Origin of the sequence: Streptomyces albospinus, from assembly GCF_014648695.1 — a bacterium.
Taxonomy (GTDB): Bacteria; Actinomycetota; Actinomycetes; order Streptomycetales; family Streptomycetaceae; genus Streptomyces; species Streptomyces albospinus.
This window is the reverse complement of sequence record NZ_BMRP01000009.1, coordinates 157,554-184,165: the sequence shown is the minus strand read 5'-3', so window position 1 is coordinate 184,165 and position 26,612 is coordinate 157,554. Positions and strand designations below refer to the sequence as shown.

Below are 26,612 nucleotides of genomic sequence, written 5' to 3'. Positions count from 1 at the left end.
CCAAGACTGGTCGCCGGGCAACAACCGGCCGCCGGTACGGAACTGGCGGCTGATCCGCTTCCGCACGCCACTCCCGAACCGATCACTGGACACGCCCCTCCCGAACCGACCACTGGACCACGGGTGTTGACACTCCACCGGGTACACGCCGTCCGGCTCGCCGAGGGCGGCGAACCGGCCCCCGGGCATGCGGTCGTCGTCGACGGCGCCCGCCTGGCCTCCATCGGGCCCTACGAGGAACTGCTGGCGGCCTACGGAGGCCGGGCACGGGTCCGGGAATGGGACGGCGTACTGACCCCCGGCCGCTACGAACCGGACGGCGCCGCGCTCCTGGAGGCGACCTACCACCCCGATCCGCGCGAGGCCGCCGAACTCGGCAGCGAGCCGCTGACAGGTGCCGCGCTGGCCGCGCTCGACATGCCCGAGACCCGTTGGGGTGCCAGTGCCCGCCGGGGCCTGCAACGCCTGCTGGCGACCGGGACCACCGCGCTGACCGGCCCGTTCATCCGGCCCGCGGTCCGCACAGCCGTCCAGCGGTCCGGCATCGAAGAACTCCCCGGCCCGCGCCCACGCCCCCTGACCACCGGGGGCCCGGCCAACTTCGCGATCTTCGCCTCGGACGGCAGCTGCCTCGCCACGGTCATCGCCGGCCGCCTCGTCCACCGCCGCCGCTAACCTCCGTCACAGAATGTAATAATAGAAGGAACTCGTCACGGTCGGTAATCGTTGCCGGAATATAAGGAGGCAGCGAGCAAGGCCCAAGACCGTCGAGCAAGGTCCCGGGCTGTCGGGCAAGACCCCAGACCGTCGGGCGAGACCCCAGGCCGTCGGTCAAGGCCCGAGTCCGTCGAGCAAGGTTCGTGGCTGGCGACGATCACCGTCCGCGACTGGCGACGGTCACCATCCGTGGCTGCCGAGGACGGGCGACGGTCGCCATCCGTGGCTGCCGAGGACTGGCCACGGTCACCATCCGTGGCTGCCGATGGTGGTCGTCCGTGGCTGACGACGGGCACCGTCCGTGGCTGACGATGGCGACCGTCCGTGAGTGCTGGGCGATGCTGGCCGTCCATCGCCGGCGAGCATGGCTCGCGGGGGCGGGGTGACTGCGGGTGGAGGGGGAGCGGCGCGCGAATCCCCCAAGCCCGTGAGCGTGAGTGGGCGTCAAAGCGTGAGCGGGCGTCAAGGGGCCGGGCATCTGATCGGACACATGAGCGTCAAAGATCCATCAGCGCCGTCCTGCCGCACGTCAGGGCGGCGTCAAGGGAAGCGGAGCGAGGCATTCAGCCCTGCAAGATCGTGAGCGCGGGGACGGCCGGACCGGCCGCTCACGATGCGTTCTGCACCGCTGGACCGCCCGGATGTTCAGAGGGGGGCATACGGCCGTCCCCGACCAGCCCCGGCCAACAGCGGGTCACCCCGGCCAACGCGGGTCACCCCGGCCAACGCGGGTCACCCCGGCCAACGCGGGTCACCCCGGCCAACGGCGGGCCACCCCGGCCAACGCGGGTCACCCCGGCCAACGGCGGGCCACCCCGGCCAACGGCGGGCCAATGGATCAGTGGGGTCCAGCGGATCGGCCAGTGAGGTCCAGCGGATCGGCCGCTGCCGACCGACTGGTGGGACCCGGTCTCTGCGCGTGCGCGCCGCCCGGTGCGGGGGGCGATCGGCGCACGGTGGACAATGGCCGGGTGACCCGAGCATCCCTGGACAAGCAGCCGCACGAAGTCGCCGCGATGTTCGACGACGTGGCGGCACGGTACGACCTCACCAACGACGTGCTCTCCCTGGGGCAGGCGCGGCTGTGGCGCAAGGAGGCGGACCGCGCGGTGGCCGCTCGCCCGGCCGAGCGGGTGCTCGACCTCGCGGCCGGTACCGGCACCTCCTCGCTGCCGTTCGCCGCCACCGGCGCGTACGTCGTGCCGTGCGACTTCTCGGTCGGGATGCTGTCCGAGGGCAAGAAGCGGCACCCGTGGCTGCCGTTCGCCGCGGGGGACGGGACGCGGCTGCCGTTCGCGGACGACGTGTTCGACGCCGTCACGATCTCCTTCGGGCTGCGCAACATCCAGGACACCGACGCCGCGCTGGCCGAGCTGTACCGCGTGACCAAGCCCGGTGGACGGGTGGTGATCTGCGAGTTCAGCGAGCCGACGTGGGCGCCGTTCCGGACCGTGTACACCGAGTACCTGATGCGGGCGCTGCCGCCGGTTGCCCGTGCGGTCAGCAGCAACCCGGACGCCTACGTCTATCTCGCGGAGTCCATCCGCACCTGGCCCAACCAGCCCGAACTGGCCGCGCGGCTCCAGGCGGTGGGCTGGACCAAGGTCGCCTGGCGCAATCTGACCGGTGGCGTCGTGGCGCTCCACCGGGGGACGAAGCCCGTCGGCTGATCCGCCGGCAGGCGCCTCGACGTGCCGGGGCCCGCTCGTGCTCGTACCGGAGGTACGTGACGAGCGGGCCCCAGTCGTTCGGGTTCCCGGATCTTCAGTCGTTCGGGTTCCCCAGTTGTGCGGTTCCCGGCGAACCGGGTTCCCTGATTGTTCTGGCTGTCCCGGCTATTGCGGTAGTTGCGGCAATCTTCCCGGAAGTTCCGGTCCAGGAGTTCTGGACCGGAACTTCCGGTTATGGCGATTGTTGCGGCAGTCCCCCGGCTGTTCCGGTCCGCGTCAGACTGCTTCTTCAGCCTCGCCCGGCCGGTTGGTGCGTGCCGGCGGGGTTACTTCTTGAACGCGTAGTCCATCAGCTTCTTCGCGTCCGCCGTGCGGGTGTCGATCGAGGAGGAGGCGAGGACCGTGCCGATGACCGTCTTGCCGCCGCGGGTGGCGGCGAACACCAGGCAGTACTTGGCCTCCGGGCCCGAGCCGGTCTTGACGCCGATGGTGCCCTTGTAGCTGCTGAGCAGGTTGTTGGTGTTGGTCCACGACATGTAGCGGTAGCCGCCGCTCTGCGTCGTGACCTTCTGCTTGGTCGACTTGGTACCCACGACCGTGCGGAACGTGGAGAACTTCATCGCGCTGCTGGCGATCTTGGTCAGGTCGCGCGGCGTCGAGTAGTTCTTGCCACGCCCTATGCCGTCGAACGAGTCGAAGTGGGTGTTCTTCAGGCCGAGGCTCTTGGCGGTGGCGTTCATCTGGCCGATGAACGACGTCACCCGGGCGTCCCGGGTCGAGCCGCTGCCGAACTTGTCGGCCAGCGCGTACGCGGCGTCGCAGCCGGACGGGAGCATCAGCCCGTAGAGGAGCTGGCGGACCGTCACCTTGTCGCCGACGATCAGATGGGCCGACGAGGCCCAGTTGTTGTTGACGATGTAGTCGCTGTACGCCTTCTGGATCGTGACCTTCGAATCCAGGTCGAGGTTCTTCTGCGCGAGCACCACCCGGGCCGTCATGATCTTGGTGGTGGACCCCGTGGCGCGCCGGGTGTCCGCAGTCTTGCTGTAGAGGGTCGCCCCGGTGCCGTTGTTCATCACGAAGCCGCCGGGGGCGTTGATCGTGGGCGTCGGGAGGGCGGCGGCCTGTGCCTGGGAGGTGAATGCCCCGGCGGTCAGGACGGCTCCGGCGGTGACGACGACCGCGGAAGCGCGACGAATGCCCTTAATGCCTTTGATGCCGATTTTCAAAGTGAATGCTCCAAATACCCCTGCTGTGCGGTCACTTGAGAATGCCGCTCACTGGTGAGACGTACGGGGTGGAGCAATGGATGCACGCGACAAGGCGGTATTTGCTGCTCGTCATTTGCTGCTCGTCGTCCTGCCGTGGCGCGCGGCGAGTCAGTCACCTGCGGGTGCTGTGGCCCGGACCCGGCGCGGAGCCGACGCCCCCGGCGCGGAGCCGACGCCCCCGCGCATGAGGTCGCCGCTCCCGGGGGTGGCGCCGCCGCCCCCGCCGGGCCGCCGTCTGTGACAGATCGAGTCGGTGGCCCGGCGCAGATCCAGCCAGCGGCCTGTCACAGATCCAGCCGGTGGCAGTACGCGGTCCGTCCGTTCACCGGCGTCTGCCCCGTCTCCGCCTGATGGGACAACCCTTCAGTTTCTGATTACCAAGGCCCCCATAGACTGCACATGCCCAGTGCCGGTCGGCACCCAGATATCCAGATATCGACTTCCGGGAGACAACGCCGTGACCGAGTCCGCGTCCGTGACCGAGTCCGTCACCGAGTCCGTGACAACGCCCCGATCGGAGCACAGCGCGGATGTGATCGTCGTCGGTGCCGGGCCCGCCGGCTCGGCCACCGCCTATCACCTCGCCAAGTCCGGTCTGGACGTTCTCCTGCTGGAGAAGACCGCGTTCCCGCGCGAGAAGGTCTGCGGCGACGGGCTCACCCCGCGTGCCACCAAGCAGCTGGTCGCGATGGGCATCGACATCTCGGAAGAGGCCGGCTGGCTCCGCAACAAGGGCCTGCGCATCATCGGCGGCGGTTCCCGGCTCCAGCTGGACTGGCCGGATCTCGCGTCTTTCCCGGACTACGGGCTGGTCCGCAAGCGCGATGACTTCGACGAGCAGTTGGCCCGGCAGGCGCAGAAGGCCGGTGCGCGGCTCTACGAGCGCTGCAACGTTGGCGCGCCCATCGTCAACGAGCTGACCGGCCACATCACCGGCGTGCACGCCAGGCTCGGCGAGGAGAAGATCCCGGTCACCTTCCACGCCCCGATCGTGGTCGCCGCCGACGGCAACTCCACGCGGCTCTCGCTGGCCATGGGCCTGCACCGGCGCGAGGACCGCCCGATGGGTGTCGCGGTCCGTACGTACTTCACCTCGCCCCGGCACGACGACGACTACCTGGAGTCCTGGCTGGAGCTGTGGGACCGCCGCGGTGCCCAGGACCGGTTGCTGCCCGGGTACGGCTGGATCTTCGGCATGGGCGACGGCACCTCCAATGTCGGGCTCGGCGTGCTGAACACCTCTGCCTCCTTCAAGGAGTTGGACTGGCGGGAGGTGCTCAAGGCGTGGTGCGCCTCGATGCCGGCCGAGTGGGGCTACACCCCGGAGAACATGACCGGCCCGATCCGCGGCGCGGCTCTGCCGATGGCCTTCAACCGCCAGCCCCACTACACCAAGGGCCTCCTGCTGGTCGGTGACGCGGGCGGGCTGGTCAACCCGTTCAACGGGGAGGGCATCGCGTACGCCATGGAGTCCGGCGCCATCGCCGCCGAGGTCATCGTGCAGGCACAGGCGCGCGCCACGTATGCCCAGCGCGAGATGGCGCTGCACCGTTACCCGAAGGTCCTCAAGGACACCTACGGCGGCTACTACTCCCTCGGCCGCGCGTTCGTGAAGCTGATCGGCAACCCGAAGGTCATGCAGATCGCCACCCAGCGCGGTCTGACCCACCCGCTGCTGATGCGCTTCACGCTCAAGATGCTCGCCAACCTCACGGACCCGACGGGCGGCGACGCGATGGACCGGATCATCAACGGGCTGAGCAAGGTCGCGCCGAAGGCGTGACGCTCCCGGGCGCCGGCTCCCTCGGTAGCGCTTCCCCGGGCGCCGGCTCCCGTGGTCGTGCCTCCCGAGCGGCAGCTTCCCGATTCCACGGCGTACCGATTCCACGGCTTCCCGCTTGCACGGCTTCCCGCTTCCACGGCGTCCCGATTCCACGGCGTTCCGATCGCCAGCATCTCGATCACCAGATTGCCGGTCCCGCGGCGTCCCGATCCCCAGCTCCTCGATCGCCGGGGCGCGGGCTTCAGCGCTCGGGCTTCAGCGCTCGGGCTTCAGCTCCGGTCCCCCAGTTCGTGGAGCACTCGTTGCACCCGCTGCACTCGTAGCACCTGTTGCACCTGTTGCACCTGTTGCACCTGTTGCACCCGCTGCACCGTCTCTGACCAGGTGCGTTGCGGTCCGCGGGCCGGTCCCGGAAAAAGGGGCCGGCCCGTTGTCACATTCCCCGTGCGGGATCCGTCAGTGCAGTGACGGCGAGAAGTCAGCAGGGCATCGCCGGACGGATTCCGTAAGGAGAGCAGTGATGGATGCACGGATGAAGAACCCCGCGGTGGTCATTCCGGAGGCCATGCAGCCGCTTCTCAACGTGGCGAAGGCGACCCGCAGCGGCGGGGTGCCGGAGGAGACGCTGGAGCTGGTGCACCTGCGGGCGAGCCAGATCAACGGTTGCAGCTTCTGCGTCGACGGCGGGGTCAAGAGCGCCCGCAAGGCGGGGGTCGCCGACGACAAGCTGTTCGCGGTGGCGGCCTGGCGGGAGGCGCCGTACTTCACCGACGCCGAGCGCGCCGCCCTGGAGCTGGCCGAGTACGCCACCCGCCTCGCCGACCGGTCCGACCCGGTGCCGGACGAGGTCTGGGACGCGGCTGCCCAGCACTTCGACGAGCGCCAGCTCGCGTCCCTCGTCCTGACCATCGGGCTGACGAACCTGTTCAACCGCCTCAACGCGACGACCCGGCAGCCGGCCGGTGCCGGCTGGTAATAGAGGCGCATCGCCGACGCGGGGCCGCTCCGGGAAGGGGCGGCCTTCTGCGTGCCAGGCAGCCTGTGGATATCTCCTGGGGATGCGCCGGCGCGGCCTGTGGATATCTGCGGCGGGTGGCTCCGGCGTCCCTATGCTGATGACACAGCGTCGCGCGCCGACCCTCTCGCCGACGTCAACCCCGATGACCCGCAAGGTAATTGAGGCGCCTTCCCCGGCCCGGCAGTCTGGGGATGTCACGCACACCATGCGGCATCTGCCACCGGATGCCGCCAGACAGCACCAGATCACGCCAGACAGCACCAGATCACGCCAGATGACGCCAAGCATCACCAGGTGTTGCCGGACACCGCCAGATGTCACTGGATGTCACCAGGTGCCGGAAGACGCCGAGAGATATCGGTGCGCCACACGGTGCGCCACACATCGGTGTCGTCACGGATATCGACACAACGGGAGGAAATGTCATGTTCTTCGAGGGCCACGACGGGACCCGGCTCTGGTACGAGGAGTACGGGCAGGGCGAGACGCTGGTGTTCGTGTCGAGCGCGATGCTCCCCACCGACATGTGGGAGTACCAGATCCCCTTCTTCGTCGACCGCGGCTTCCGCTGCGTCACCTTCGACCGGCGCGGGCACGGCCGCTCGGACCGGCCCCCGGCCGGCTACGACTACGACTCGACCGCCGACGACCTGGCCGCCCTCCTGGACCACCTCGATCTGCGCCGGGTCACCCTCGTCGGGCATTCGATGGGCGGCGCGGAGATCGCCCGCTATCTGGCCCGGCACGGCTCCGGGCGGGTCGCCCGCGCCGCGTTCATCGCCGCGATGCTGCCCTTCCTGAAGCTGACGGACGACAATCCGTCGGGGTTGCCGGAGGCCGCGTTCGAGGCGTCCCTCGCGCTGCTGCGGACCGACCGGCCCAGGTGGATGGCCCGCCAGGCGCAGGTCTTCTTCGCCACCCACCTGGGCAACAACGACATCTCGCCCCTCATGGTCGACTTCACCATCGCGCAGTGCCTGTCGTGCGCGCCGTACGCGACGCTCCAGGTGCAGCAGGCGATCTTCCACACCGACCACCGTGCGGGGCTGCGCGAGATCGACGTCCCGACGCTGATCGTCCACGGCGCGGCCGACTTCACCGCGCCGATCGACGTCACCGGCCGGCGCACCGCCGAGCTGATACCGGGCGCGGTCTACAAGGAGTACCCGACCGCCGGCCACGGCATCTACGCCAGCCACCACGCCCAGCTCAATGCCGATCTGCTGGAGTTCCTGAAGAGCTGACGGAAAGCCGGGCGGCCGTTACGGGCACCGGTGTCCGGCGGGCCGGGGCGGTCAGCCGCTCGGCGCCCGTCGGGACCGGTACCGCCGCGAAGATCGCGTCCTGCTGCGCCTGGAGTTCGCGCACCTTCTCCGGCGGGGTGCCGGGCAGCCGCTGCTCCTCGTAGATCTTGTGGGTCTCCAGCTGGGCCGCCTTGCTCTGAGGGGTGTGGAACTGGACCTCGAAGACCTGTCCCGAGCGGTGCGCGCGCCAGGCGGAGTTGACCGCCTTGTAGCCCTTGGTGCGGCCCCAGGTGTTGGACCAGCGGGTGCTGTCGTTGCCCCAGGCGGACAGCAGCCCGGCGGCGACGGTGACGCCATGCGCGTACTGCCCGGTCGGCCACTGAAGGGTGTAGCGGACCGAGTCATTGATCATGGAAAGCGAGGTCTCCACGCGCTGCCCGGGGGTCTCCAGCATCTTGGTGGCGATCTTCCGCTTGAGCGAGTCCGGGGACTTCAGCCGCTGGTCGAAGCCGATGAGTTGGGCATGGCTGAGCAGTGCGGCGACGCGGACCTGGGGGCTGATGGAGCGTTCCGCCCGACGCGCGCGGGTGAGGAACGCATCGACCTTCTTGTTGTCGTCGGCGCTGAGATGGAGCCCGTCCCGGCTCCAGCCGCCGTCGGGACCGGTGGCGCGGGGCTGTGCCGACGGGGCGGGGACGCGGCCGTGCGGAGGCGCGGCCGGGGACGCGGTGGCGGTGTGCACGGCGCCCATCCCCAGCGCGGTGGCCAGCGCGGCGGCCATCGCGGCTCGGGTGACGGCGCGGCGGGCGGTGGGACGGCCGGTGCGGTACGTGGTCATCGGAGCGTGGATTCCTCTCTGCGGGCCGTATCGCCGATCAGTGGCCGTACGGCTGCCGCATGACGGTCACCGCACCGCTGTCCGTCGGATGTCGGCGGGCAGCAGTGCGGCACATGACGAGAGGTGCAACGGACGCGGCGCGCATCGGTGGCTGCGCGGACGACTGTTCGGCCCGTACCTGACCGGATCGGTGCGCTGCGCGGCGCGAAACGGACGGCGGTCCCGGGCGCGGCCGGGACGGGCACCGGCCGCCGTACCGCAAAGGACCGCCCCTCCCGAGCGGGGGAGGGGCGGTCCTTGTGGGCACTCCGGGGTGCGGCGGTCTCAGAGGACGCGCACCGCGCCGGTGGGCTGGTCGTAGCTGAGCGGGCGCTCGACGATGCCGGTGCTCGGGTTCTGGGCGCCGATGAAGTTGCCGCCGCCGACGTACACGGCGACGTGGTAGGCGCTGCCCGCGCTGCCCCAGTACAGGATGTCCCCGACCTGGAGGTTGCTGAGGCTGACCTGGGTGCCGGTGGTCGACTGGCTCTGCGAGACGCGCGGCAGGTTGACGCCGATCTGGGAGAACGCGGCCTGGGTCAGGCCGGAGCAGTCGTACGAGGACGGGCCGCTGGAGCCGAGGACGTACGCCTTGCCGAGCTGCGCCTTGAGGAAGGAGACGAGGGTGGCGACGCTGCCGGTCGCGCTGGAGGTGGAGAGCGAGGTGCGCTCGTCGGAGCGCGAGGCGCGGGCCTGCGTGGCTTCCTTGGCCTTGCGGGCCTCGTCGGCGGCCTTCTTCGCCTCGGCCTCGGCCTCGGCCTTCTTCTCGGCGGCGGCCTTCGCCTTGTTCGCGGCCTTGTCGGCCTTGGCGGCGGCGGCGTCCTGGAGCGCCTGGCGCTCGTAGTTGAGCGCGGCCTGCTGGGCGGCGTCCGCGCTCTCGGCGGCGCTGGAGGCCAGCGCCATCGTGATGGTGGGCATCTCCTGGGTTTCGGAGACGGACTTCTCGGCGGCGTTGGCCGGCACGGTCGCGCCGGTCACCGCAAGGGTGAGGAAGCCACCGGTCACGCCCGCACGCAGTGCCCGCGAGGACGCGGAACGGCGGGGCTTCCGGTGGCTGGGTATGAGTGCGTTCGGGGACATGGCACCACGGCTATCAGGAGCCGAAGGTTGCTGCCAACAAAGGTGCAGTACGCCACACTTGACGCGTACGCGACGAACAAAACGGACTTTTGACTGCCCGTCGCCTCGCCGGCGCGATGTCCGGAATTCGCGATCACGTTCCTACGCACGACATTTGAGGCTCGGCGCGGGCTCCGGGGGTGCCTACCACTTCCCCATCCGCCACGCCAAGGCTTCCCGGGCGTCAAGGTCTCAGTACTTCAAATCGCGTGGGATAGGTCACTCGTGAGTGTCCGTTATGTTCCCGTGACCGAACGAGCGGCCGGCCGTCGGTCGGGAGTCGGCCATCCGCCCGCCGGGCCGACCCGGCGCGCTCGTGAATCGAGGCACGTACCGACGATCACGGCCGGGTCACGAGTGGATCACGTCTACGGGCCTGGCGCATATAGCAGTTGATTTCGTCCAGTGCCAATTTGCTTGCAAGGCGCCTCATTTGATAATGGGGTTGCCGTCGTGACCAGCGGTAACCTTGGCGAATATCACCTCTAGTGATCACTGGCAAGCGTCGTGTAAGGGGATCATCGGGCATCCGGTTCCATGATCCTTCGTCAGGTGGTGAAGATCACAAAGTCGTTGTCGCACCCCGTGTCGCAGATCACAGAGCGACGGGCATAAGATGCAGGCATTCGGGCTTGTGAACTGCCTCACATAGGCACGATCTCCACGGGGCAGCCCCTGAGCCCGAGCGGACCGCCATCCAGTCATCGTCGACTGAAGGGAGCGGGGACGGTGAACGCTTACGCGCCCATCCTCGTACTGGGAGCCCTCGGGGCAGGCTTTGCGATCTTCTCCGTGGTCATGGCCACGCTCATCGGCCCCCGGCGCTACAACCGGGCCAAGCTCGAAGCGTACGAATGCGGAATCGAGCCGACGCCACACCCGTCCGGTGGCGGTCGCTTTCCGATCAAGTACTACCTGACGGCGATGCTCTTCATCGTCTTCGACATCGAGATCGTCTTCCTCTATCCCTGGGCCGTCACCTTCGACGCCCTGGGGCTGTTCGGGCTCGTCGAGATGCTCCTCTTCGCGCTCACCGTCTTCGTCGCCTACGCCTACGTCTGGCGGCGTGGCGGCCTGGAATGGGACTAGGGGTCACCAATGGGACTGGAAGAGAAGCTGCCCAGCGGCTTTTTGCTGACCACTGTCGAGCAGGCCGCGGGCTGGGTGCGCAAGGCGTCGGTCTTCCCCGCGACCTTCGGGCTGGCCTGCTGCGCCATCGAGATGATGACCACCGGCGCCGGGCGCTACGACCTGGCCCGCTTCGGCATGGAGGTCTTCCGCGGCTCCCCGCGGCAGGCGGACCTGATGATCGTGGCCGGCCGGGTGAGCCAGAAGATGGCGCCCGTCCTGCGGCAGGTCTACGACCAGATGCCGAACCCGAAGTGGGTGATTTCCATGGGTGTTTGCGCCTCTTCGGGCGGCATGTTCAATAACTACGCGATTGTCCAGGGCGTCGACCACATCGTTCCCGTGGACATCTATTTGCCGGGCTGCCCGCCGCGCCCCGAGATGCTCTTGGACGCCATCCTCAAGCTCCACCAGAAGATCCAGAGCAGCAAGCTCGGGGTCAACCAGGTGCAGGCGGCCCATGAAGCGGAGGAAGCGGCGCTCAAGGCACTCCCGCTGATCGAGATGAAGGGCCTGCTGCAGTGAGCGAGCCGAAGAACCCCGAGACCCCGGACCGGCCGGACGAGGCCGTCCCGGCGCAGCGCGCGGACACCGGCGAGGTGATCGGCACCCGCCACGGGATGTTCGGCGCCAACAACGGCGGTGACACCTCCGGTTACGGCGGGCTGGTGCGGTCCGTCCGGATGCCCGGCGCGAGCGCGCGGCCGTACGGCGGACCGGGCGATGGGGGTACCTCCCGCTCGAGCGGAGTCGAGAGTGGGGGAGGGGGAGCGTACGGAGAGTTCGACGAGGTCGCCGACGAGCTGGAGGGGGCCCTGGACGAGCAGGGCCTGGTGCCCGAGAACGTTATCGAGAAGACCGTCGTCGACCGCGGCGAGATCACCTTCCACATCGGCCGGGAGTATCTGCCGGCCGTCGCCAGGACGCTGCGCGACGACCCCGCGCTGCGCTTCGAGCTCTGTACGGGCGTGAGCGGCGTCCACTACCCCGGCGACAAGGGCCGCGAGCTGCACGCCGTCTACCACCTGCGCTCGATCACCCACAACCGGCTGATCCGGCTGGAGGTCTCCGCCCCGGACGCCGACCCGCACGTGCCGTCGCTCGTCGGGGTCTACCCGACCAACGACTGGCACGAGCGCGAGACCTACGACTTCTTCGGCCTCGTCTTCGACGGGCACCCGGCGCTCACGCGGATCATGATGCCGGACGACTGGCAGGGCTTCCCGCAGCGCAAGGACTACCCGCTCGGCGGCATTCCCGTCGAGTACAAGGGCGCCCGGATCCCGGCTCCCGACCAGCGGAGGTCGTACACCTGATGAGCACTCCCAGCGAGGCGTCCCGCGCAACCCCCCGCGAGACCACGGAAGGCACCGTCTACACCGTCACCGGTGGCGACTGGGACGAGGTCGCGGCGGGCGCCGCCAAGTCCGACGACGAGCGGATCATCGTCAACATGGGGCCGCAGCACCCGTCCACCCACGGCGTGCTCCGGCTGATCCTGGAGATCGACGGCGAGACCGTCACCGAGGCCCGCTGCGGCATCGGCTACCTGCACACCGGCATCGAGAAGAACCTCGAATACCGGACCTGGACGCAGGGCACGACGTTCGTGACGCGGATGGACTACCTGACGCCCTTCTTCAACGAGACGGCCTACTGCCTGGCCGTGGAGAAGCTGCTCGGCATCACCGACCAGGTGCCCGACCGGGCCTCCGTCATCCGCGTGATGCTGATGGAGCTCAACCGGCTCTCCTCCCACCTCGTGTGCATCGCCACCGGCGGCATGGAGCTCGGCGCCACCACGATCATGATCTACGGCTTCCGCGACCGGGAACTGATCCTCGACATCTACGAGCTGATCACCGGCCTGCGGATGAACCACGCCTACATCCGCCCCGGCGGCCTGGCCCAGGACCTGCCGCCGGGCGCCGTCGACCAGGTCCGCGCCTTCGTCAAGAAGATGCGCAGGAACATCGTCGAGTACGACAAGCTCGCCACCGGCAACCCCGTCTTCAAGGGCCGCATGGAGGGCATCGGCTACCTCGACCTGGCCGGCTGCATGGCCACCGGAGCCACCGGGCCCATCGTCCGGTCCGCCGGACTGCCCCATGACCTGCGCAAGACGCAGCCGTACTGTGGATACGAGAACTACGACTTCGAGGTGCCGACAGCCGACACCTGCGATGCCTACGGCCGGTTCCTGATCCGGCTGGAGGAGATGCGCCAGTCGCTGAGGATCGTCGAGCAGTGCCTGGACCGGCTGGAGCCCGGGCCCGTGATGGTCGCGGACAAGAAGATCGCCTGGCCCGCCCAGCTGGCCCTCGGCCCCGACGGCCTCGGCAATTCCCTCGACCACATCAAGAAGATCATGGGCACCTCGATGGAGGCCCTGATCCACCACTTCAAGCTGGTGACGGAGGGCTTCCGGGTCCCGCCCGGACAGACGTACACCGCCGTCGAGTCGCCCAAGGGCGAGCTGGGCGTCCACGCGGTCAGCGACGGCGGCACCCGTCCCTACCGGGTGCACTTCCGCGACCCGTCCTTCACCAACCTGCAAGCCATGGCAGCGATGTGTGAAGGCGGCCAGGTCGCCGACGTCATCGTCGCCGTCGCGTCCATCGACCCCGTGATGGGAGGCGTCGACCGGTGAACGCCACTCCGGCACGCAATGACGTCCAGCTGGGCATGCCCCGACTCCCGGCCCCGGACTACCCGGCCGACGTACGGGCCCGGCTGGAAGCGGACGCGAAGGAGGTGATCGCCCGCTACCCCGGCTCGCGCTCGGCGCTGCTGCCGCTGCTGCACCTCGTCCAGGCCGAGGAAGGGCACATCACCCGCACCGGCATCCGCTTCTGCGCCGAGATGCTCGACCTCACCACCGCCGAGGTCACCGCGGTCTCGACCTTCTACTCCATGTACCGCCGCACGCCGAGCGGCGACTACCAGGTCGGGGTCTGCACCAACACCCTGTGCGCGGTGATGGGCGGCGACGCCATCTTCGAGGACCTCAAGCACCACCTCGGGATCGGCAACGGCGAGACCACCGAGGACGGCGCCATCACCCTCGAACACATCGAGTGCAACGCCGCCTGCGACTTCGCCCCCGTCGTGATGGTCAACTGGGAGTTCTTCGACAACCAGACCCCGCGGTCCGCCCGGCAGCTGGTCGACGACCTGCGGGCCGGCCGGACCGTCGAGCCCACCCGCGGCGCCCCTCTCTGCACCTTCAAGGAGACGGCCCGGATGCTCGCCGGCTTCCCGGACCGGCGGCCGGGCGCCGTCGAGGCCACCGGCGGCGCCGGTCCCGCCTCCCTGATCGGACTGCGCCTGGCCAAGGGCGAGGTGGCCCCCGGCCACGCGGACCATGTCGTCTCCCCGCGCACCACCGCGGACGGCCCGCCCGACGAGGCCGGCCCCTCTCCCGCCGCCAGCCCGGACGGCGGGGTTCCGCCCCGCCGTGACGATGCCGCCGGCCCGGCGGACGAGGAGGGGAAGTGATGACCGTGGCAGCCGAGTTCGGCGGCCCTTCCCGGCCGCAGGCCGGAGGCGCGAACAGCCCGGAGAAGGTCCTCGCCCCCGTCCTCTCCGCCTTCTGGGACGAGCCCGAGTCCTGGACGCTTCAGACCTATCTGCGCCACGAGGGCTACGAGGGCATGCGCAAGGCCCTCGCGATGGCCCCGGACGACGTCATCGCCTACGTCAAGGACTCCGGGCTCCGCGGTCGCGGCGGCGCCGGCTTCCCGACCGGGATGAAATGGCAGTTCATTCCGCAGGGCGACGGCAAACCGCACTATCTAGTTGTCAACGCCGACGAGTCGGAGCCCGGGACCTGCAAGGACATCCCGCTCCTCTTCGCCAACCCGCATTCCCTCATCGAGGGGATCGTGATCGCCTGTCATGCGATCCGGTCGCACCATGCCTTCATCTATCTGCGCGGTGAGGTCGTGCCCGTACTGCGCCGGCTGCACGAGGCCGTGCGCGAGGCGTATGCGGCGGGCTTCCTCGGAAAGGACATCCTGGGGTCGGGACTCGACCTGGACGTGATCGTGCACGCGGGCGCCGGCGCGTACATCTGCGGTGAGGAAACCGCGCTGCTGGATTCCCTGGAAGGCCGTCGCGGACAGCCCCGTCTGCGTCCCCCTTTCCCCGCGGTGGCCGGCCTCTACGCCTGCCCCACTGTCGTGAACAACGTCGAATCCATCGCGTCGGTTCCCGCGATCCTCAACAAAGGAAAAGACTGGTTCAGGTCGATGGGCAGCGAGAAGTCCCCGGGCTTCACGCTCTACTCGCTCAGCGGCCATGTCGCCAACCCCGGCCAGTACGAAGCCCCGTTGGGCGTCACGCTGCGCCAGCTGCTCGACATCAGCGGCGGGATGCGGCCCGGCCACCGGCTCAAGTTCTGGACGCCGGGCGGCTCTTCGACACCGATGTTCACCGAGGAGCACCTCGACGTGCCGCTCGACTACGAGGGCGTCGGCGCGGCCGGCTCGATGCTCGGCACCAAGGCGCTCCAGTGCTTCGACGAGACCACCTGCGTCGTCCGGGCGGTCACCCGCTGGACCGAGTTCTACGCGCACGAGTCCTGCGGCAAGTGCACGCCCTGCCGTGAAGGGACGTACTGGCTGGTGCAGTTGCTGAGGGACATCGAGGCGGGCAAGGGCCGGATGGACGACCTCGACAAGATCGACGACATCGCCGACAACATCAACGGCAAGTCCTTCTGCGCCCTCGGCGACGGCGCCGCCTCACCGATCTTCTCCTCGCTCAAGTACTTCCGCGAGGAGTACGAGCAGCACATCACCGGCAAGGGCTGCCCCTTCGACCCCGCCAAGTCGACCCTCTGGGCCGGCACCGACGCCCACCTGGGGGTGAATGCATGACCGTCACGACCAATGCGCCCTCCGGGGGCGGCGAGCCGGCGGTTCCGCCGGAGGACCTCGTCACCCTGACGATCGACGGCATCGAGATCTCCGTCCCGAAGGGGACGCTGGTCATCCGCGCCGCCGAACTCCTCGGCATCGAGATCCCGCGCTTCTGCGACCACCCGCTGCTGGACCCGGCGGGCGCCTGCCGGCAGTGCATCGTCGAGGTCGAGGGCCAGCGCAAGCCGATGGCCTCGTGCACCATCACCTGCACGGACGGGATGGTGGTCAGGTCGCAGCTCACCTCGCCGGTGGCCGAGAAGGCCCAGCGCGGCGTGATGGAGCTGCTGCTGATCAACCACCCGCTGGACTGCCCGGTCTGCGACAAGGGCGGCGAGTGCCCGCTCCAGAACCAGGCGATGCAGGTCGGCGACCCGGACAGCCGCTTCGAGGGCCGCAAGCGCACCTACGAGAAGCCGGTGGCGATCTCCACGCAGGTGCTGCTGGACCGCGAGCGCTGCGTGCTGTGCGCGCGCTGCACCCGCTTCAGCAACCAGATCGCCGGCGACCCGATGATCGAGCTGATCGAGCGCGGCGCCCTCCAGCAGGTCGGCACGGGGGAGGGCGACCCCTTCGCGTCGTACTTCTCCGGGAACACCATCCAGATCTGCCCGGTGGGGGCGCTGACGTCGGCCGCGTACCGCTTCCGGTCCCGCCCGTTCGACCTGGTCTCCTCGCCGTCGGTGTGCGAGCACTGCGCCGGCGGCTGCGCGACCCGTACGGACCACCGCCGCGGCAAGGTCATGCGGCGGCTGGCGGCGGACGACCCCGAGGTCAACGAGGAGTGGATCTGCGACAAGGGGCGGTTCGCCTTCCGGTACGCGCAGCAGCGGGACCGGCTGGAGCACCCCCTCGTACGGGATCCGCGGACCGGTGAACTGGAGCCGGCGAGCTGGCCCGCCGCCCTGGACGCGGCGGCCCGCGGACTGGCCGCCGCCCGGGGGCGCACGGGCGTGCTGACCGGCGGCCGGCTGACCGTCGAGGACGCCTACGCGTACGCCAAGTTCGCCCGGATCGCGCTGCACACCAACGACATCGACTTCCGGGCCCGGGTGCACAGCGCCGAGGAGGCCGACTTCCTGGCGGCCAGGGTCGCCGGCCGGGGCCGGGACCTCGACGGTGGCGGCGTCACGTACACCGCGCTGGAGAAGGCGCCGGCGGTGCTGCTGGCCGGGGTCGAGGCGGAGGAGGAGGCGCCCGGTGTCTTCCTGCGGCTGCGCAAGGCGCACCGCAGGAGCGGCCAGCGCACCTACGGGCTGGCGAGCCATGCCACCCGCGGACTGATCAAGGCGGGCGGCACGCTGCTCCCGGCGGCGCCCGGTACGGAGACCGAGTGGCTGACAGCGCTGTCTCAAGAGGGGCTCGCGGGCGGCGTGGGGCTGGACGGCGCGGGGCGGACCGCGGCCGAGGCGCTGCGCGCGGACGGTTCGGTGATCATCGTCGGGGAGCGGCTGGCGGCGGTGCCCGGCGCGCTGACCGCCGCGATCCGCGCCGCCTCCGCGACCGGTGCCCGCCTGGTGTGGATGCCGCGGCGGGCGGGCGAGCGCGGGGCCGTCGAGGCGGGTGCGCTGCCCGGTCTGCTGCCCGGCGGGCGGCCGGCCACCGATCCGCGGGCCCGGGACGAGGTCGCCGCCGCCTGGGGTGTGGCCGCGCTGCCGCACCGGCACGGGCGGGACACCGGCCAGATCGTCGAGGCCGCGGCGAACGGTGAGCTCGGCGCGCTGCTGGTGGCGGGCGTGGAGGTCGCCGATCTGCCCGATCCGGCGCGGGCGTTGACCGCGCTGGACGAGGTCGGGTTCCTGGTCAGTCTGGAGCTGCGGCCCTCTCAGGTCACCGAGCGGGCGGATGTGGTGCTCCCGGTGGCGGCCGTGGTCGAGAAGGCCGGAACGTTTCTCAACTGGGAGGGCCGGGCCCGGCCGTTCGAGGCCGCGCTCAAGCCGGACCAGATGACCCGGCGGCTGCTCCAGCCGGACGCCCGGGTGCTCCAGATGCTCGCCGACGCCATGGATGTCCATCTGGCGCTGCCGGATCTGCGGGCGGTGCGCCGGGAGCTGGACCAACTGGGCGGCTGGGGCGGCCCGTTCGCCGGTGATCCGCTGGAGACGGGGCGTCCGCTGCCCCGCCCGGGCACCGGCGAGGCCGTACTGGCGGGCCACCGGCTCCTCCTGGACCAGGGGCTGCTCCAGGAAGGCGACGAGGCGCTGGCCGGCACCCGGCACGCCGCACTCGCCCGGCTGTCGGCCGCCACCGCCGAGGAGGCCGGCGTCGAGGACGGCGACCTGCTGGCGGTCACCGGACCGGCCGGATCGGTTCACCTGCCGCTCCGGATCACGCAGATGCCCGACCGGGTGGTGTGGCTGCCGCTGAATTCCGTGGGCGGTGGCGTGGCCGCCGACACCGGGGCGCTCCCCGGTGACCTGGTGAAGGTCTCCGCCGTCCCCGGTACGCCGGCGCCGGCCAAGGAGGTGGACGCATGATGGAGCAGTTCGGTCATCCGGTGGCCGTGCTGGCCCAAGAGGACCTGTCGATGTTCGGGCGCGACCCGTGGTGGCTGGTCGTCATCAAGGCGGTGTTCTGCTTCGCGTTCCTGATGCTGACGGTGCTGTTCTCGATCGTCTGGGAGCGCAAGGTCGTCGCCTGGATGCAGCTGCGGATCGGCCCCAACCGGCACGGCCCCTGGGGGCTGCTCCAGTCGCTCGCCGACGGCGTCAAGCTGATGCTGAAGGAGGACCTGGTCGTCCGGCGCGCGGACAAGGTGGTCTACATCCTCGCGCCCATCGTGGCGGCCATCCCGGCGTTCATGGCGATCGCGGTGATCCCTTTCGGCCCGGCCGGCAACGAGATCTCGATCCTCGGCCACCGCACCCCGATGCAGCTCACCGACCTCCCGATCGGCATCCTCTACATCCTGGCCACGGCCTCGGTCGGCATCTACGGCATCGTGCTGGCGGGCTGGTCCTCCGGGTCGACGTATCCGCTGCTCGGCGGGTTGCGGTCGTGCGCGCAGATGATCTCGTACGAGATCGCGATGGGGATGTCGTTCGCGGCGGTGTTCCTCTACTCCGGGTCGATGTCGACGTCGACCATCGTGGAGTCGCAGCAGAGCAAGTGGTACGTCCTGCTGCTGCCGGTGTCCTTCATCATCTACATCGTCGCGATGGTGGGGGAGACCAACCGGGCGCCGTTCGACATGCCGGAGTCCGAGGGCGACCTCGTCGGCGGCTTCAACACCGAGTACTCGTCGATCAAGTTCGCGATGTTCATGCTCGCCGAGTACATCAACATGGTCACCGTCTCGTCGGTCGCGGTCACCCTGTTCCTGGGCGGCTGGAAGGCGCCCTGGCCGATCTCCACCTTCTGGGCCGGCGCGAACCACGGCTGGTGGCCGATGCTCTGGTTCGTCATCAAGGTGCAGCTGTTGCTGTTCTTCTTCATCTGGCTGCGCGGCACCCTTCCCCGGGTGCGCTACGACCAGTTCATGAAGCTGGGCTGGAAGGTCCTGATCCCGGTCTCGCTGCTCTGGCTGATGCTCGTCGCCACCGTCCGGGCGCTGAAGAACGAGGGCTACGACTTCTCCCAGATCGTGCTGTACGTCGCCGGCGGCGCGGTCGCGCTGCTGCTGATCTCGCTGCTCGTGGACTTCTTCCGGCGCGGCGAGGAGGAGGAGGAGACGGACGGGGACGGCGCCTTCGATCCGATGGCGGGCGGATTCCCCGTACCGCCGCTGCCCGGCCAGAGCCTGCCGCCGGTGCCGCGCCGACGGCCGCGCCGGGACGGCGAGTTGATTGTCAGTGGTCGGGTGGACACTGTGAGTGACGGAAATGAGACCGACGGAAAGGGGGGCGACGGTGCCTGAGTTCCAGAACCCCGTGGCCGGCTTCGGCGTGACCTTCAGGGCCATGTTCAAGAAGCGGCTGACCGAGCAGTATCCGGAGGAGAAGAAGCCGACGGCGCCGCGCTTCCACGGCCGGCACCAGCTCAACCGGCATCCGGACGGGCTGGAGAAGTGCATCGGCTGCGAGCTGTGCGCCTGGGCCTGCCCGGCGGACGCGATCTACGTCGAGGGCGCGGACAACACCGACGAGGAGCGCTACTCCCCGGGCGAGCGGTACGGCCGCGTCTACCAGATCAACTACCTCCGCTGCATCCTGTGCGGCCTGTGCGTGGAGGCCTGCCCGACCCGCGCGCTGACCATGACCAACGAGTACGAACTCGCCGACCGGTCCCGCGAATCGCTCATCTACACCAAGGAGGAGCTGCTCGCGGGCCTGGAGGACAGGATGGTCGACACCCCGCATGCGATCTCTCCGGGCATGACGGAGCGCGACTACTACAACGGGCTGGTGACCGGCGCCGCTCCGGGGACGGTCCGCCAGGTCGCGGTCTCCAAGGGCGAGAAGCCGGCGGAAGCGGAAGACGCGGCGGCCGAGCAGGACGCCCGGGAGAAGGAGGCCGACGCATGACCGGTCTCGCCGCCACCGCGACCTCCTCGGGGGAGGCCGTGCAGTTCTGGATCCTGGGCATCGTCGCCGTCGCCGGCGCACTGTGCACGATCATGATGAAACGGGCCGTGCACAGCGCCCTCTCGCTCGCCGGAACCATGATCGTCCTGGCGGTCTTCTATCTGGCCAACGGCGCCTACTTCCTCGGCGTCGTGCAGATCGTGGTCTACACGGGCGCGATCATGATGCTGTTCCTGTTCGTCGTGATGCTGGTCGGCGTCACCGCCGCGGACTCCCTCAAGGAGACCCTCAAGGGACAGCGCTGGCTCGCCGCCGGGCTGGGCCTCGGCTTCGGCGTCCTGCTGATCGCCGGTATCGGCAATGCCTCGATCAAGGAGTTCAACGGCCTGGGCGAGGCCAACGCCGGCGGCAATGTCCAGGGCCTGGCCGCGCTCATCTTCACCAAGTACGTCTTCGCCTTCGAAGTCACCGGCGCGCTGCTGATCACGGCGGCCGTCGGCGCGATGGTGCTCACCCACCGGGAGCGTACGGAGCGTGCCAAGTCCCAGCGGGAGCAGTCCGAGGCGCGGATCCGCGAGGGCAAGCAGGTGCCGCCGCTGCCCGCTCCCGGTGTCTACGCCCGGCACAACGCCGTCGACATCCCCGGCCTGCTGCCGGACGGCACCCCGTCCGAGCTGACGGTCAGCCCGACGCTGCGGGAGCGCGGCCAGGTCCGCGATGTCTCCGGTGAGTCGCTGGCCGAGCTGAAGGCGCTGGAGCAGCGCTCCGAGGACTGGCTGGGGCGGGGCTCCGGCGAAGCGAAGCCCAAGCCGTCGGGTCCCGCGGCGCCGAGGGAACCGAAAGAGGGTGCCCAGAAGTGAACCCGGTCTACTACCTCTATCTCGCCGCCCTGCTGTTCACCATCGGCGCGGCCGGAGTGCTGATCAGGCGGAACGCCATCGTGGTGTTCATGTGCATCGAACTGATGCTGAACGCCTGCAATCTGGCCTTCGTCACCTTCTCGCGGATGCACGGGAATCTGGACGGCCAGATCATCGCCTTCTTCACGATGGTCGTCGCCGCGGCCGAGGTCGTGGTCGGCCTGGCGATCATCGTGTCGATCTTCCGCACCCGTCATACGGCCTCGGTCGACGACGCCAGCCTGATGAAGCTGTAAGGGGTCGCACAAAGTGGAGAACTTGATCGCGCTGCTTGTCGCGGCACCGCTGGTCGGTGCGGCCCTGCTGCTGTGCGGCGGCCGGCGCCTGGACCGCGCCGGCCACTGGATCGGCTCGCTCTTCGCGGTGGCCTCGTTCGCCGTCGCGGTGGTGCTCTTCGCCGACATGCTCGGCAAGAGCGCCGAGCACCGCGCCCTGCACCAGCACCTGTTCAGCTGGATCCCGGTCGGCGGCTTCCGGGCCGATCTCGCCTTCCAGCTCGACCAGTTGTCGATGACCTTCGTCCTGCTGATCACCGGTGTCGGATCGCTGATCCACATCTACTCCATCGGCTATATGGAGCACGACGAGCGGCGCCGCCGCTTCTTCGGCTATCTCAATCTCTTCCTCGCGGCGATGCTGCTGCTCGTCCTCGCCGACAACTACCTTCTGCTGTACGTCGGCTGGGAGGGCGTCGGCCTCGCCTCGTATCTCCTGATCGGGTTCTGGCAGCACAAGCCGAGCGCGGCCACCGCCGCCAAGAAGGCGTTCCTGGTCAATCGCGTCGGCGACATGGGCCTGTCCATCGCCATCATGCTGATGTTCACGACGTTCGGGACCTTCGCCTTCGGGCCGGTGCTCGCCTCGACGGGCGCCACGGGCGAGGGCAGGCTGACCGCCATCGGGCTGCTGTTGCTGCTGGCCGCCTGCGGCAAGTCGGCGCAGGTGCCGCTCCAGTCCTGGCTGGGTGACGCGATGGAGGGCCCGACCCCGGTGTCCGCGCTGATCCACGCCGCCACGATGGTCACCGCCGGCGTGTATCTGATCACCCGCTCCGGGGCGATCTTCAATGCCGCGCCGGACGCGCAGACCGCGGTGGTCGCGGTCGGCGCGGTCACGCTCCTGTTCGGCGCGATCGTCGGTTGTGCCAAGGACGACATCAAGAAGGCGCTGGCCGGTTCGACGATGTCGCAGATCGGCTACATGGTCCTGGCCGCCGGCCTCGGCCCCATCGGCTACGCCTTCGCGATCATGCACCTGGTCACCCACGGCTTCTTCAAGGCGGGCCTCTTCCTCGGCGCCGGCTCCGTGATGCACGGGATGAACGACGAGGTGGACATGCGCCGTTACGGCGGCCTGCGCACGCACATGCCCATCACCTTCGTCACCTTCGGCCTCGGCTATCTGGCGATCATCGGCTTCCCCGGGCTGTCCGGCTTCTTCTCCAAGGACAAGATCATCGAGGCGGCGTTCGCCCGGGGCGGCACCGAGGGCTGGGTCCTCGGCGGCGCGGCCCTGCTGGGCGCCGCGATCACCGCGTTCTACATGACCCGGGTGATGCTGATGACGTTCTTCGGCGAGCGGCGGTGGGATCCGGAAGAGGTCCATCCGCACGAGTCGCCGAAGGTCATGACGATCCCGATGATCGTGCTGGCCGTCGGATCGGTCTTCGCGGGCGGGCTGTTCAGCATCAACGAAGCCTTTGTCACCTGGCTGGAGCCGGTCACCTCCTTCGCGCACGGCCACTCCCCGGTGAGCGCCGGAGCGGTCACCGCCGCCACGATGGTGGTGCTGCTCATCGGCGTGGGCATCGCCTGGCGGATGTACGGCCGCAAGGAGGTCCCGGCGGTCGCCCCGCGCGGTTCGCTGCTGACCCGGGCGGCCCGCCGCGATCTGCTCCAGGACGACTTCAACCACGTCGTCCTGGTGCGCGGCGGTGAGCATCTGACCCGCACGCTGGTCTATCTCGACCACTCCCTGGTGGACGGCGCGGTCAACGGCACGGCGGCCTCGATGGGCGGACTCTCCGGCCGGCTGCGCCAGTTGCAGACCGGCTTCGTCCGCTCGTACGCGGTCCAGATGCTGGGCGGGGCCGCCGTTCTCGTCGCCGCGACCCTGCTGATGAGGGGTGTCTGAGCCATGGCAGATCTGTCCTTCCCGCTGCTGACGGCGACCGCCGCGGTGCCGGCGGTCGGCGCGATCGCCACCGCCGCGGTGCCCGCGGCCAAGCGCACCGCCGCCAAGTGGCTGGCGCTGCTGTGCTCACTGGCCACCCTCGGGCTGGCGCTGGTGATCGCCTTCCGCTTCCGGCCCGGCGCCAAGGAACCGTTCCAGCTCACCGAATCCCACGCCTGGATCCGGGACTTCGGGGTCCGCTACGACCTCGGGGTGGACGGCATCGCGGTCGCCCTGATCGCGCTGACCGCGCTGCTCATCCCGTTCGTCATCCTGGCGGGCTGGCATGACGCCGATCCTCTGGAAGGCGCGACGCCGAACCACCGGTGGCGGCCCACCCAGGGCTTCTTCGCGCTGATCCTCGCCGTCGAGGCGATGGTGGTCATCTCCTTCGAGGCCACCGACGTCTTCCTCTTCTACATCTTCTTCGAAGCCATGCTGATCCCGATGTACTTCCTCATCGGCGGCTTCGGGGACCGGGCCGGCCCGCACGGCGAGGAGCAGGCCGCCACCCAGCGGTCGTACGCCGCGGTGAAGTTCCTGCTCTACAACCTCGTCGGCGGACTGATCATGCTGGCGGCGGTGATCGGGCTGTACGCCGTCACCGCTCACCAGCTCGGCGCCGGCACCTTCTCGCTCCAGCAGATCGTCGAGGCCCGGGCGTCCGGGCAGCTGACCCTCGGCACCGGCACCGAACGGCTGCTGTTCCTCGGCTTCTTCTTCGCCTTCGCGGTCAAGGCGCCGCTGTGGCCGCTGCACACCTGGCTGCCCAACGCCATGGGCGAGGCGACCTCGCCGGTCGCGGTGCTGATCACCGCGGTCGTCGACAAGGTCGGCACGTTCGCGATGCTCCGCTTCTGCCTCCAGCTCTTCCCGGCGGCCAGCAGCTGGGCCACTCCGGTCATCCTCGTCCTGGCGCTGATCAGCATCGTCTACGGTGCGCTGCTCGCGGTCGGCCAACGGGACATCAAGCGGCTGATCGCCTACGCCTCGATCTCCCACTTCGGCTTCATCATCCTGGGCATCTTCGCGATGACCTCCCAGGGCCAGGGCGGCGCGACGCTCTACATGGTCAACCACGGCATCTCGACCGCCGCGCTGATGCTGGTGGCCGGGTTCCTGATCAGCCGCCGCGGCTCGCGCCTGATCGCGGACTACGGCGGCGTCCAGAAGGTCGCCCCGGTCCTCGCCGGCACCTTCCTCGTCGGCGGTCTGGCGACCCTGTCGCTGCCCGGACTGGCCCCGTTCATCAGCGAGTTCCTGGTCCTGGTCGGCACGTTCAGCCGCTATCCGGCCATCGGCGTCATCGCCACCTTCGGCATCGTGCTGGCCGCCCTCTACGTCCTCGTCCTCTACCAGCGGACGATGACCGGCCCGGTCAAGGCCGAGGTCGGCGGGATGCACGATCTGAAGGTCCGGGAGCTGGTGGTGGTCGCGCCGCTGATCGCGCTGCTGCTCTTCCTCGGGGTGTATCCCAAGCCGCTGACCGACATCGTCAATCCGGCGGTCGGCCACACCCTGTCCGTCGTGGACAAGAAGGATCCCAAGCCCACCGTGCAGGTGAACGCCGTGCCCGGCCATGGCCGGCCCGGCCAAGCCGTGCGTGATCAAGACGTGGAGGCCGCGAAGTGAGTTCCGTGGCAAGTGTCCACAGCCTGTGGACAGTGGCGGCCGGCGCACCGGACAGGATCCCGGCGCCGCGGATCGAGTACGCCCAGCTGTCGCCGACGCTCATCGTCCTCGGTGCCGCGGTGGTCGGCATCGTGATCGAGGCGTTCCTGCCGCGCCGCAGCCGCTATTACGCCCAGCTGCTGCTGTCCGTGGTGTCGCTGGCCGCCGCGTTCGCCGCGGTGATCGGCCTGGCGGCCGGCGGCTTCGGATCGTCCAAGGCGCATCTGGCCGCGATGGGCGCCATCGCCGTCGACGGCCCCGCGCTGTTCCTCCAGGGCACGATCCTGCTGGTGTCGCTGATCGCGGTCTTCACCTTCGCCGAGCGCCGGCTCGACCCCGCGGCGCACGGCAACCGCGTCGACTCCTTCGCCGCCCAGCCCGCGGCCGTCCCCGGCGGCACCGCCGAACAGGCCGCGGTCAAGGCCGGGTTCACCACCACCGAGGTCTTCCCGATCCTGCTCTTCGCGGTCGGCGGCATGCTGATCTTCCCCGCGGCCAACGACCTGCTGACCCTCTTCATCGCCCTGGAGGTCTTCTCCCTCCCGCTGTACATCCTGTGCGCGCTGGCCCGCCGCCAGCGGCTGCTCTCGCAGGAGTCCGCGGTCAAGTACTTCCTCCTCGGCGCCTTCTCGTCCGCCTTCCTGCTGTTCGGCGTGGCGCTGCTCTACGGCTACGCCGGCACGGTGACGTACGCCGGGATCGCCGAGGTGGTCTCGGACGGCGCCAAACAGATCGACCCGGCGCTGGCCGGCACGATGGGCAATGACGCGCTGCTGCTGATCGGCGGGGCGCTGCTGCTGATGGGCCTGCTGTTCAAGGTCGGCGCGGTGCCCTTCCACATGTGGACGCCGGACGTCTATCAGGGCGCCCCGACGCCGGTGACGGGCTTCATGGCCGCCGCCACCAAGGTCGCCGCCTTCGGCGCGCTGCTGCGGCTGCTGTACGTCGTGCTGCCGGGGATGCGCTGGGACTGGCGGCCGGTGATGTGGGGCGTCGCGATCATCACGATGCTGGGCGGCGCGATCATCGCCATCACCCAGACCGACATCAAGCGGCTGCTGGCCTACTCCTCCATCGCGCACGCCGGCTTCATCCTCGCCGGTGTCATCGCGGCCAGCAGGGACGGCATCTCCTCGGTGCTCTTCTACCTCGCCGCGTACTCCTTCGTGACGCTCGGCGCGTTCGCCGTGGTCACCCTGGTGCGGGACGCCGGCGGCGAGGCCACGCATCTGTCCAAGTGGGCCGGGCTGGGCCGCCGTTCACCGCTGGTGGCCGCGGTCTTCGCGGTCTTCCTGCTGGCCTTCGCGGGCATCCCGCTGACGTCCGGCTTCGCCGGGAAGTTCGCGGTGTTCAAGGCGGCGGCGGAGAGCGGCGCGGGCTGGCTGGTGGTGGTCGGTGTGATCTCGTCGGCCATCGCGGCGTTCTTCTACATCCGCGTGATCGTGCTGATGTTCTTCAGCGAGCCCAAGACGGACGGCCCGACGGTCGCGGTGCCCAGCGCGCTGACGTCCACGGCCATCGCGGTCGGGGTCGCGGCCACCCTCGTGCTCGGCCTGGCGCCGCAGTACTTCCTCGACCTGGCGGGCCAGGCGGGGGTCTTCATCCGCTGAGGGCCGAACGTCCCGCTGGCGAACGGC

General features: G+C 69.6%; 22 protein-coding genes. 19 read left to right on the top strand and 3 right to left on the bottom strand.

Going from position 1 to position 26,612, the window contains the following annotated elements:
• Window positions 1–123: 123 nt before the first annotated feature.
• Both IEZ17_RS15300 and IEZ17_RS15295 read left to right on the top strand, forming a co-directional pair.
• Complete coding sequence (locus IEZ17_RS15300; RefSeq protein ID WP_189300366.1) at window positions 124–675, top strand: hypothetical protein; 552 nt, start codon at window positions 124–126, stop codon at window positions 673–675.
• 1,013 nt (window positions 676–1,688) lie between these two features.
• Entirely contained in the window at window positions 1,689–2,387 is a 699-nt protein-coding gene (locus tag IEZ17_RS15295; protein ID WP_189300364.1) for a demethylmenaquinone methyltransferase, read from the top strand.
• Window positions 2,388–2,713: 326 nt separating this feature from the next.
• Here IEZ17_RS15295 and IEZ17_RS15290 read toward each other — a convergent pair whose 3' ends face one another.
• Window positions 2,714–3,616 carry a D-alanyl-D-alanine carboxypeptidase family protein gene (locus IEZ17_RS15290; RefSeq protein WP_373299825.1) on the bottom strand — a complete coding sequence of 301 codons (903 nt, stop codon included), beginning with the start codon at window positions 3,614–3,616 and terminating at the stop codon, window positions 2,714–2,716.
• 499 nt (window positions 3,617–4,115) lie between these two features.
• Between IEZ17_RS15290 and IEZ17_RS15285 the strand changes: the two genes are divergently transcribed.
• The 3 genes from IEZ17_RS15285 (at window position 4,116) to IEZ17_RS15275 (ending at window position 7,703) form a co-directional block, all read left to right on the top strand.
• Window positions 4,116–5,441 carry a geranylgeranyl reductase family protein gene (locus IEZ17_RS15285; RefSeq protein WP_189300362.1) on the top strand — a complete coding sequence of 442 codons (1,326 nt, stop codon included), beginning with the start codon at window positions 4,116–4,118 and terminating at the stop codon, window positions 5,439–5,441.
• A 520-nt stretch (window positions 5,442–5,961) separates the two neighbouring features.
• Window positions 5,962–6,417 carry a carboxymuconolactone decarboxylase family protein gene (locus tag IEZ17_RS15280; RefSeq protein WP_189300360.1) on the top strand — a complete coding sequence of 152 codons (456 nt, stop codon included), beginning with the start codon at window positions 5,962–5,964 and terminating at the stop codon, window positions 6,415–6,417.
• A 467-nt stretch (window positions 6,418–6,884) separates the two neighbouring features.
• Window positions 6,885–7,703, top strand: coding sequence for an alpha/beta fold hydrolase (locus tag IEZ17_RS15275; protein ID WP_189300359.1), 819 nt, complete (start codon window positions 6,885–6,887; stop codon window positions 7,701–7,703).
• On the opposite strand, the gene IEZ17_RS15270 is transcribed toward IEZ17_RS15275, so the two are convergent.
• Both IEZ17_RS15270 and IEZ17_RS15265 read right to left on the bottom strand, forming a co-directional pair.
• A complete protein-coding gene (locus IEZ17_RS15270) occupies window positions 7,669–8,541 on the bottom strand; it encodes an ATP nucleotide 3'-pyrophosphokinase (RefSeq protein ID WP_189300357.1) in 873 nt (290 codons plus the stop codon). The two genes, IEZ17_RS15275 and IEZ17_RS15270, sit on opposite strands and share 35 nt — an antisense overlap.
• A 324-nt stretch (window positions 8,542–8,865) precedes the next feature.
• Window positions 8,866–9,660 (bottom strand): C40 family peptidase, encoded by a 795-nt coding sequence (locus IEZ17_RS15265; protein ID WP_189300355.1) that lies wholly within the window; start codon window positions 9,658–9,660, stop codon window positions 8,866–8,868.
• Window positions 9,661–10,428: 768 nt separating this feature from the next.
• Between IEZ17_RS15265 and IEZ17_RS15260 the strand changes: the two genes are divergently transcribed.
• The 14 genes from IEZ17_RS15260 to nuoN are packed head-to-tail and all read left to right on the top strand — an operon-like array spanning window position 10,429 to window position 26,585.
• Window positions 10,429–10,788 (top strand): NADH-quinone oxidoreductase subunit A, encoded by a 360-nt coding sequence (locus IEZ17_RS15260; RefSeq protein WP_043264951.1) that lies wholly within the window; start codon window positions 10,429–10,431, stop codon window positions 10,786–10,788.
• A 9-nt stretch (window positions 10,789–10,797) separates the two neighbouring features.
• Entirely contained in the window at window positions 10,798–11,352 is a 555-nt protein-coding gene (locus tag IEZ17_RS15255) for a NuoB/complex I 20 kDa subunit family protein (RefSeq protein ID WP_189300353.1), read from the top strand.
• A complete protein-coding gene (locus tag IEZ17_RS15250; protein ID WP_189300352.1) occupies window positions 11,349–12,143 on the top strand; it encodes an NADH-quinone oxidoreductase subunit C in 795 nt (264 codons plus the stop codon). Before IEZ17_RS15255 ends, IEZ17_RS15250 begins: the two co-directional genes overlap by 4 nt.
• Complete coding sequence (locus IEZ17_RS15245; RefSeq protein ID WP_189300350.1) at window positions 12,143–13,477, top strand: NADH-quinone oxidoreductase subunit D; 1,335 nt, start codon at window positions 12,143–12,145, stop codon at window positions 13,475–13,477. Before IEZ17_RS15250 ends, IEZ17_RS15245 begins: the two co-directional genes overlap by 1 nt.
• Window positions 13,478–13,512: 35 nt before the next feature.
• On the top strand, window positions 13,513–14,325 hold the full coding sequence (nuoE, locus tag IEZ17_RS15240; RefSeq protein WP_189300496.1) for an NADH-quinone oxidoreductase subunit NuoE: 813 nt from the start codon (window positions 13,513–13,515) through the stop codon (window positions 14,323–14,325).
• The gene (gene nuoF / locus IEZ17_RS15235) at window positions 14,325–15,707 is read left to right on the top strand and encodes an NADH-quinone oxidoreductase subunit NuoF (RefSeq protein WP_189300348.1); all 1,383 of its coding nucleotides are present in this window, start codon (window positions 14,325–14,327) and stop codon (window positions 15,705–15,707) included. The genes nuoE and nuoF overlap by 1 nt, the downstream gene beginning before the upstream one ends.
• On the top strand, window positions 15,704–18,226 hold the full coding sequence (locus IEZ17_RS15230) for an NADH-quinone oxidoreductase subunit G (protein WP_189300346.1): 2,523 nt from the start codon (window positions 15,704–15,706) through the stop codon (window positions 18,224–18,226). The genes nuoF and IEZ17_RS15230 overlap by 4 nt, the downstream gene beginning before the upstream one ends.
• Window positions 18,223–19,605 (top strand): NADH-quinone oxidoreductase subunit NuoH, encoded by a 1,383-nt coding sequence (gene nuoH / locus IEZ17_RS15225; protein WP_189300344.1) that lies wholly within the window; start codon window positions 18,223–18,225, stop codon window positions 19,603–19,605. The genes IEZ17_RS15230 and nuoH overlap by 4 nt, the downstream gene beginning before the upstream one ends.
• Window positions 19,598–20,212, top strand: coding sequence for an NADH-quinone oxidoreductase subunit NuoI (gene nuoI / locus IEZ17_RS15220; RefSeq protein ID WP_189300343.1), 615 nt, complete (start codon window positions 19,598–19,600; stop codon window positions 20,210–20,212). Before nuoH ends, nuoI begins: the two co-directional genes overlap by 8 nt.
• Window positions 20,209–21,072 (top strand): NADH-quinone oxidoreductase subunit J, encoded by an 864-nt coding sequence (locus IEZ17_RS15215; RefSeq protein WP_189300341.1) that lies wholly within the window; start codon window positions 20,209–20,211, stop codon window positions 21,070–21,072. Before nuoI ends, IEZ17_RS15215 begins: the two co-directional genes overlap by 4 nt.
• A complete protein-coding gene (nuoK, locus tag IEZ17_RS15210) occupies window positions 21,069–21,368 on the top strand; it encodes an NADH-quinone oxidoreductase subunit NuoK (RefSeq protein ID WP_018090964.1) in 300 nt (99 codons plus the stop codon). The genes IEZ17_RS15215 and nuoK overlap by 4 nt, the downstream gene beginning before the upstream one ends.
• Window positions 21,369–21,381: 13 nt before the next feature.
• A complete protein-coding gene (gene nuoL, locus IEZ17_RS15205) occupies window positions 21,382–23,265 on the top strand; it encodes an NADH-quinone oxidoreductase subunit L (RefSeq protein ID WP_189300339.1) in 1,884 nt (627 codons plus the stop codon).
• 12 nt (window positions 23,266–23,277) lie between these two features.
• A complete protein-coding gene (locus IEZ17_RS15200) occupies window positions 23,278–24,936 on the top strand; it encodes an NADH-quinone oxidoreductase subunit M (protein WP_189300494.1) in 1,659 nt (552 codons plus the stop codon).
• Entirely contained in the window at window positions 24,933–26,585 is a 1,653-nt protein-coding gene (gene nuoN, locus IEZ17_RS15195) for an NADH-quinone oxidoreductase subunit NuoN (protein WP_189300337.1), read from the top strand. Before IEZ17_RS15200 ends, nuoN begins: the two co-directional genes overlap by 4 nt.
• The last annotated feature ends 27 nt before the right edge of the window (window positions 26,586–26,612 follow it).

Coding starts and splice junctions, on each gene's coding strand:
- IEZ17_RS15215 (WP_189300341.1), top strand. CDS start 20,209: ATGACCGGTCTCGCCGCCACCGCGACCTCCTCGGGGGAGGCCGTGCAG.
- nuoF (WP_189300348.1), top strand. CDS start 14,325: ATGACCGTGGCAGCCGAGTTCGGCGGCCCTTCCCGGCCGCAGGCCGGA.
- IEZ17_RS15245 (WP_189300350.1), top strand. CDS start 12,143: ATGAGCACTCCCAGCGAGGCGTCCCGCGCAACCCCCCGCGAGACCACG.
- nuoH (WP_189300344.1), top strand. CDS start 18,223: ATGATGGAGCAGTTCGGTCATCCGGTGGCCGTGCTGGCCCAAGAGGAC.
- IEZ17_RS15255 (WP_189300353.1), top strand. CDS start 10,798: ATGGGACTGGAAGAGAAGCTGCCCAGCGGCTTTTTGCTGACCACTGTC.
- IEZ17_RS15270 (WP_189300357.1), bottom strand. CDS start 8,541: ATGACCACGTACCGCACCGGCCGTCCCACCGCCCGCCGCGCCGTCACC.
- IEZ17_RS15230 (WP_189300346.1), top strand. CDS start 15,704: ATGACCGTCACGACCAATGCGCCCTCCGGGGGCGGCGAGCCGGCGGTT.
- IEZ17_RS15280 (WP_189300360.1), top strand. CDS start 5,962: ATGGATGCACGGATGAAGAACCCCGCGGTGGTCATTCCGGAGGCCATG.
- IEZ17_RS15265 (WP_189300355.1), bottom strand. CDS start 9,660: ATGTCCCCGAACGCACTCATACCCAGCCACCGGAAGCCCCGCCGTTCC.
- IEZ17_RS15275 (WP_189300359.1), top strand. CDS start 6,885: ATGTTCTTCGAGGGCCACGACGGGACCCGGCTCTGGTACGAGGAGTAC.
- nuoE (WP_189300496.1), top strand. CDS start 13,513: ATGCCCCGACTCCCGGCCCCGGACTACCCGGCCGACGTACGGGCCCGG.